Raw genomic sequence first — 6,365 nt, 5'->3', positions numbered from 1 at the left:
GATCATGGTCACCAAGGTGATCGTGAAACCACCGACAATCCCTGGCAGCGCTTCCGGCAACAACACATGCCAAACGATGTGCCAACGCCGGCATCCCATCGCCTGCGCTGCTTCGATCAAACCGTAATCCACCTCACGCAAACTGACTTCGGCGATACGCGCAAAGAACGGCGTGGCCGCAATCGTCAGCGGGACCACGGCCGCCCATACGCCATACGTGGTGCCAACGATCAACCGGGTAAACGGAATCAACGCCACCATCAAAATCAAAAACGGAATCGAGCGAAACAGGTTCACGAACCCACCCAAGGCGCGGTTCAGCGCCGGTGCTTCGTAGATCCCGCCCTTGGAGCTGGTGACCAGGATCACCGCCAGCGGAATCCCCGCCAGCAGCGCGATCAGTGACGACACGCCAACCATCAAAAACGTGTCGATGAAACCTTGCAGCAACCGATCAAACCACATAACCCAGCACCTCCACCTGTTGTGCCCAGTTGCCGGCGCGTTGACGCAGTTCTACCGCGCCCAGCGGCGAGCCGGTCACCGCCAGCAGCAATTGCCCCAGCGCATGGCCCTGAATCCGTTCCACGCCACCTTGCAACAAGCGCACGCGACCGCCGAGGGCGGCGAACAGCGCGGCCAGATCCGGTTCGTCGGTGGCGCTGCCGGTGAATTGCAAACGCAGGACCACGGCGGCGTCGGACGACTGTGGTTGCGCCTGGAGACGACTTTGCAGTTCCTGCGGCAACGCGTGTTGCAACGGCGCCAGTAAGGTTTTGCTGACCTCATGCTGCGGGTTGCCGAAGACTTCCCACACCGGGCCTTGCTCAACGATGCGGCCATGCTCCAACACCACGACGCGGTCGCAGATGTCGCGGATCACCGCCATCTCGTGAGTGATCAGCACGATGGTCAGGCCCAGGCGCTGATTGATCTCGCGCAGCAGGCCGAGGATCGATTGCGTGGTCTCCGGGTCCAGCGCCGAAGTGGCCTCGTCGCACAACAGAATCTCCGGGTCGTGCACCAGCGCGCGGGCGATGCCGACGCGCTGTTTCTGCCCGCCGGAAAGCTGCGCCGGGTAGGCCTTGTGCTTCTCTTGCAGGCCGACCAGTTCCAGCAGCTCACGAACTTTCTGCTCGCGTTTTTCCTTGGGCACGCCGGCGACTTTCAGCGGCAATTCGACGTTCTGCCAAACCGTCTTGGCCGACATCAGGTTGAAGTGCTGGAAGATCATGCCGATGCGCCGACGCAGCGCCACCAGGCGGTCTTCATCGAACTCGCCGATGTCCACTTGATCGATCAGCACACGTCCCGTGCTCGGTTGTTCGAGACGGTTGATGGTGCGGATCAGCGACGACTTGCCGGCGCCGCTGCGGCCGATGATGCCGAACACTTCACCGCGCTGGATTGCCAGGTCGATGCCGTGCAGCGCCGCCACCGGACCTTGCTGGCCGTTGTAGGTTTTACCCAGGCCGATGAAGCGTACGTGAGCACGATTCAGGTCGGGGTGCAGTTCGGTCTGTTTAGCTTGCTGAGGCTCTGGAATATCCAGTCGCCGTTGGATCGCGGCCGTCATTCTCAGCTTTCCCAACCGGCTTGATAGAGTTTGCCGTGGGCCTTATCCAACGCTGCGCGAACGGCTGGCGAATGCTGGTAGATGTCGACGAATTTGATCAGGCGCGGGTCGGCTTTGTTTTTCGGCTGGATCACGAACTGGATCACGTATTCCTTGTGATCGAGGCCGTCGAACAGCAACGCGGAACCGGCATCGAAGGTCTTCGCCAGGCGGATGTAGGCCGGGTAGCCCTGGACCAGATCGGCGTCGTCATAGGCGCGCACCAGTTGCACCGCTTCGACTTGCAGGATTTTGATCTTCTTCGGGTTGGCGATGATGTCTTCTTCGGTGGCCTTGTAGCCGACGCCCGGCTTGAGCGTGATCAGGCCGGCCTTGGCCAGCAGTTGCAGGCCGCGACCGCTGTTGATCGGGTCGTTGGCGATGGCGACGCTGGCGCCTTCCGGCAGCTCGTCGAAGCTTTTGTATTTTTTCGAGTAGAGGCCGACGTTGTTGATGATGCCCGGTGCGAACGGCACCAGGTCAAAACCGGCGGCAGCCTTGGCGTTTTCCAGGAACGGCACGTGCTGGAAGTAGTTCACGTCGATGTCGCCGGCGGCGAGGCTGACGTTGGGCGCGATCCAGTCGGTGAACTCGACGAGTTCGACTTTCAGGCCTTGTTTATTGGCTTCTGCGACGGCGGCTTCCAGCGGGATGGCGAAGGCGGCGGTGGTGCCGACTTTCAGCGGCGCGTCGGCGGCGAAGGTGATGGAGCTGAAGAGGCCGAGGGCCAGGGCCAGTGCTTTGACTGGGTGAGAGAGGTAGTTCTTTTTCATGATGTTTTTTCCAGTCAGTGCATAAATTTGGGGTGTTTGGTCGGGCCTCTTCGCGGGCAAGCCTCGCTCCTACAAAGGCACTGCGATCCCCTGTAGGAGCGAAGCTTGCTCGCGAAGCTTTTAACGGCGAAACGCGGAGCCGGTGTGTTGCTCAGGTAAATGCGCCTCTGCGTGAAACAGCTTCTCCCGCAGGCTGCCGTCGTCATAAGCGGTCTTGTACGACCCACGCCGCTGCAACTCGGGAATCACCAGTTCGATGAAATCCACATAGCTTTCCGGCGTGACAATTCGTGTCAGGTTGAAGCCATCCAGCCCGGTCTCGGCGATCCACGATTCCAGCTCATCGGCCACTTGCTCCGGCGAGCCAACGACCGTGATGTAGCGGCCACCGAGGGCGTGTTGTTCGAGCAATTTGCGCCGGGTCCAGTCGTTGTTTTGCAGGTTTTTGGTTGCCGACTGGATCGCGTTGCTCTTCACGTACTGGATCGGTTCGTCGATGGCGTACTCGGAAAAATCGATCCCGGTCGATGCCGAGAAATGCGCCACGCCGGCCTCGGCACTGGCGTAGCTCAGGTATTCGGCGTGCTTGGCCCAGGCCAGCTCTTCGGTGGCGCCGACGATCACGTTCAGCCCCATGAACACCTTGATGTCCTCAGGATTGCGCCCGGCCTCGACGGCGCTGGCGCGCACCTTGTCCACCTGAACCTTGGTCGACGGTTTGTTCTGGCCGCTGATGAACACGCATTCGGCGTGGCGCCCGGCGAACAGCAAACCGCGATCCGAACTGCCGGCCTGGAACAGCACCGGCGTGCGCTGCGGTGAAGGTTCGCAGAGGTGATAACCCTCGACCTGATAGAACTCGCCCTTGTGCTCGACCTTGTGCACTTTGTCGGGCTGCGCGTAGATCCGTTGCTGCGGATCGTTGAGCACCGCACCGTTTTCCCAACTGCCTTCCCAGAGTTTGTAGAGCACTTCGAGGTATTCGTCGGCCTGGTCGTAACGACGGTCGTGCTCCACTTGTTCGCTCAGGCCCATGGCTTTGGCGGCGCTGTCGAGGTAGCCGGTGACGATGTTCCAGCCGACCCGGCCGCGGCTCAGGTGATCGAGCGTCGACATGCGTCGGGCGAACAGGTACGGCGGTTCATACGTCAGGTTGGCGGTCAGGCCGAAACCGAGGTTTTTCGTCACCGCCGCCATCGCCGAGACCAGCAGCAACGGATCGTTGACCGGCAGCTGGATCGATTCTTTCAGCGGCACGTCCACCGAGTTCTGGTAGACGTCGTACACGCCGACGATGTCAGCGATGAACAAACCGTCGAACAAACCGCGCTCCAGCAACTGCGCCAGTTCGGTCCAATACTCGATGGTTTTGTATTGAGTCGAGGTGTCCCGTGGGTGCGTCCACAACCCATGGTTGATGTGCCCGATGCAGTTCATGTTGAACGCGTTGAGCAGGATCTTCTTTTTCTCACCGGCCATCAGATGGTCCCTCGCAACGGAGGGTTTTCATCGTTGAGGTAGTAGTTGCCCACGGCGTGATACTTCCAGCGCACCGGGTCGTGCAGCGTGTGCACCCGAGCGTTGCGCCAATGGCGATCCAGTCCGTGTTCGATCAGGGTCGCCTGGCTGCCGGCCAGTTCAAACAGCGTGCTGCCGGCGGCAAGGGAGATTTCGGTGCTGATGGCGCGGGCTTCGGCGACGGCAATCGACGCGGCGGCAACGGTCTGTGCGTTGGTGTCGGCTTGAGCCTTGTCGAGGAATTCACCGGAGCGTTCCAGCAGGGCTTCGGCGGCGTGCAGACGAATGCTCAGGTGGCCGAAGCTCTTGATGGTCAGCGGGTCGTCGATGGCTTTTTCATGCGTGGCGTCGATCCATGGCCGGGTTTTGGTCCGCACGAAATGCAGCGCGTCTTCATAGGCAGCGCGGGCGATGCCGGTGTCGATGGCGGCGTGAAGAATCTGCGCTAACGGGCCTACCGGGGTCGGGCGTTCGAAGGCGCTTTGAAACGGGATCACGTCTTCGGCGGCCACAAAGACGTCTTCGAACACCACCGAACCGCTGCCGGTGGTGCGCTGGCCGAAACCACTCCAGTCGTCGATGACTGTCAGGCCTTTGCTGTCGCGTGGTACGAATGCGAGTTGCTGCACGCCGTTTTCATCCACCACCGAGGTCGGGATGCGCTGCGCGTAGATCGCGCCTGTTGCGTAGAACTTACGGCCGTTGATGCGATAGCCGTCCCCGTCGCGGGTCAGACTGGTGACGCGGTCGTGGGCGGTTTTGGTGCCGAGTTCGGCGAGTGCATTGCCGAAACGCTGGCCGGCCAGCACTTCTGCATAGAGACGTTTTTTCTGCTCGGCGCTGCCGTTCACGCGCAGCACTTCGAGGGCGTAAAAATGGTTCTGCGGAATTTGCCCGAGGGAGCCGTCAGCCTGGGCGATCAAGGCGATCACCTTGGCCAGCGTGACGTTGGAAACTCCGGCGCCGCCGTACTCTTTTGGCACGCTGATGCCCCACAGGCCCGAGCGGGAAAACACTTCCAGTTCCGGGTGCGGCAAACGGCGTTCACGGTCGCGCAGGGCGCTGTCGCGTTTGAAGTCTTCGGCCAGGTCACTGGCGACGATCAGGGCTTGCTCATCGCTGGTTATGACCGCGACGTGGTGAGAAATTGTCATGTGTTTCTCCAGGTGTCTGGTCGTTAAATCCAGGAGTGGCGAGCGGGGAGCGTGCCGTTGAGGTGATAGGCGCCGACGGCGTGATACTTCCAGCGCACCGGATCGTGCAGCGTGTGCACGCGGGCGTTGCGCCAGTGGCGGTCGAGGTTGAATTCGGCGAGGGTGGCGCGGCTCCCGGCCAGTTCGAAGAGCTTTTCGCTGGCCTGCAGCGAGATCTCGGTGGTCAGCACCTTGGCTTCGGCCACGGCAATCGAGGCACGGGCGGCGGACTCGGCGGTGAGCGGCGCGGCGTTGACCTGATCGAGTACCTGCCCGGCTTTGCGCAGCAGCGCTTCAGCGGCGTGCAGTTCGATTTTCAGTTTGCCGATGTCGGCGATCACATAAAGATCATCGCTGGCGCGTTCGACCTTGGCGTCGATCCATGGGCGAGCGCGGGCTTTCACGAATTCGATGGCGTCGTCGATGGCGCCGCGAGCGATGCCGGCGTCGATGGCCGCTTGAATCAGCTGCGAGACGGCGCCCTGGATGTTCGGCTTGTCGTTGATCTTCCAGTTATCCACCACCAGCTCGGCGTCGACCCGCACGTTGTTGAGCAAAATGGTGCCGCTGGCGGTAGTGCGCTGGCCGAAACCGGACCAGTCATCAACGATCCGCAAGCCCGGTGTGCCGCGACGGACGAAGGCCAGCACTTGCTTGCCGTCGTCATTCAGCGCCTTGACCGCCACCCAGTGGGCGAAGAGGGCGCCGGTGGAGTAGAACTTCTGCCCGCTGATGACAAATCCGTCGCCGTCGGCGGTGATCCGTGCCTTGAGTTCCAGGGTATTTTTAGTGCCGCGCTCCGGCCCGGCATTGCCGATGCGCCAACCTTCGAGCACGCTCTTGAACAGCTGTTTTTTCTGCGCTTCGGTCGCGCTGCCGAGCACCAGGTTGAGAATGCCGAACTGGTTCTGCGGGATCTGCCCCAGTGCCGGATCGGCTGCGGAAATGATCGCAAAAACATCGGCCAGGGTGACGAACGAAACCTGCGGGCCGCCGTATTCGCGAGGGATGGCAATGCTGCCCAGGCCGCTGCGGGTGAACTGTTCGATTTCCGACCACGGCAGCTTGCGCTGACGGTCGCGTTTAGCCGCTTGTTGGCGGGCGACCTGCGCCAGCTCATGGGCGGCCTTGATTGCTTGTGCGTCGTTGCGCAAAACCTGCGCGGGCAACAACAACGGGGCGATGTCCAGATCACTCTGGACGATTGCATCTGCCAGACTGGACATCAGTGCCGCTCCTTGGCTGCTGCACGCAATGCCCTGGCGA

At 61.5% G+C, this 6,365-nt stretch carries 6 protein-coding genes; all 6 read right to left on the bottom strand.

Features of this window, described 5'->3' with window-relative positions; genetic code table 11:
- A partial coding sequence (locus KGB27_RS10580) for a methionine ABC transporter permease (RefSeq protein ID WP_223554308.1) occupies positions 1 to 465 on the bottom strand: 465 nt, incomplete at its 3' end.
- A complete protein-coding gene (locus KGB27_RS10575; RefSeq protein ID WP_223554306.1) occupies positions 455 to 1,576 on the bottom strand; it encodes a methionine ABC transporter ATP-binding protein in 1,122 nt (373 codons plus the stop codon). The genes KGB27_RS10580 and KGB27_RS10575, both read right to left, overlap by 11 nt.
- Before the next feature lie 2 nt (positions 1,577 to 1,578).
- Positions 1,579 to 2,388 (bottom strand): MetQ/NlpA family ABC transporter substrate-binding protein, encoded by an 810-nt coding sequence (locus KGB27_RS10570; RefSeq protein WP_008040184.1) that lies wholly within the window; start codon positions 2,386 to 2,388, stop codon positions 1,579 to 1,581.
- A 120-nt stretch (positions 2,389 to 2,508) separates the two neighbouring features.
- Positions 2,509 to 3,867: an LLM class flavin-dependent oxidoreductase gene (locus KGB27_RS10565; protein ID WP_207285576.1), complete on the bottom strand. Its 1,359-nt coding sequence runs from the start codon at positions 3,865 to 3,867 to the stop codon at positions 2,509 to 2,511.
- Positions 3,867 to 5,060: an SfnB family sulfur acquisition oxidoreductase gene (locus KGB27_RS10560; RefSeq protein ID WP_223415274.1), complete on the bottom strand. Its 1,194-nt coding sequence runs from the start codon at positions 5,058 to 5,060 to the stop codon at positions 3,867 to 3,869. Before KGB27_RS10560 ends, KGB27_RS10565 begins: the two co-directional genes overlap by 1 nt.
- Before the next feature lie 23 nt (positions 5,061 to 5,083).
- Entirely contained in the window at positions 5,084 to 6,325 is a 1,242-nt protein-coding gene (locus tag KGB27_RS10555) for an SfnB family sulfur acquisition oxidoreductase (protein WP_223554304.1), read from the bottom strand.
- Between the last annotated feature and the right edge of the window lie 40 nt (positions 6,326 to 6,365).

The organism is Pseudomonas sp. BF-R-01 (assembly GCF_019946615.1).
Lineage (GTDB): Bacteria > Pseudomonadota > Gammaproteobacteria > Pseudomonadales > Pseudomonadaceae > Aquipseudomonas > Aquipseudomonas migulae.
The sequence above is the reverse complement of the archived record's forward strand: the minus strand, read 5'-3'. Positions and strand labels throughout refer to the sequence as shown.

Excerpts from the sequence above, each read along its gene's own strand:
- KGB27_RS10565 (WP_207285576.1), bottom strand. The coding sequence starts at position 3,867 with ATGGCCGGTGAGAAAAAGAAGATCCTGCTCAACGCGTTCAACATGAAC.
- KGB27_RS10555 (WP_223554304.1), bottom strand. The coding sequence starts at position 6,325 with ATGTCCAGTCTGGCAGATGCAATCGTCCAGAGTGATCTGGACATCGCC.
- KGB27_RS10575 (WP_223554306.1), bottom strand. The coding sequence starts at position 1,576 with ATGACGGCCGCGATCCAACGGCGACTGGATATTCCAGAGCCTCAGCAA.
- KGB27_RS10570 (WP_008040184.1), bottom strand. The coding sequence starts at position 2,388 with ATGAAAAAGAACTACCTCTCTCACCCAGTCAAAGCACTGGCCCTGGCC.
- KGB27_RS10560 (WP_223415274.1), bottom strand. The coding sequence starts at position 5,060 with ATGACAATTTCTCACCACGTCGCGGTCATAACCAGCGATGAGCAAGCC.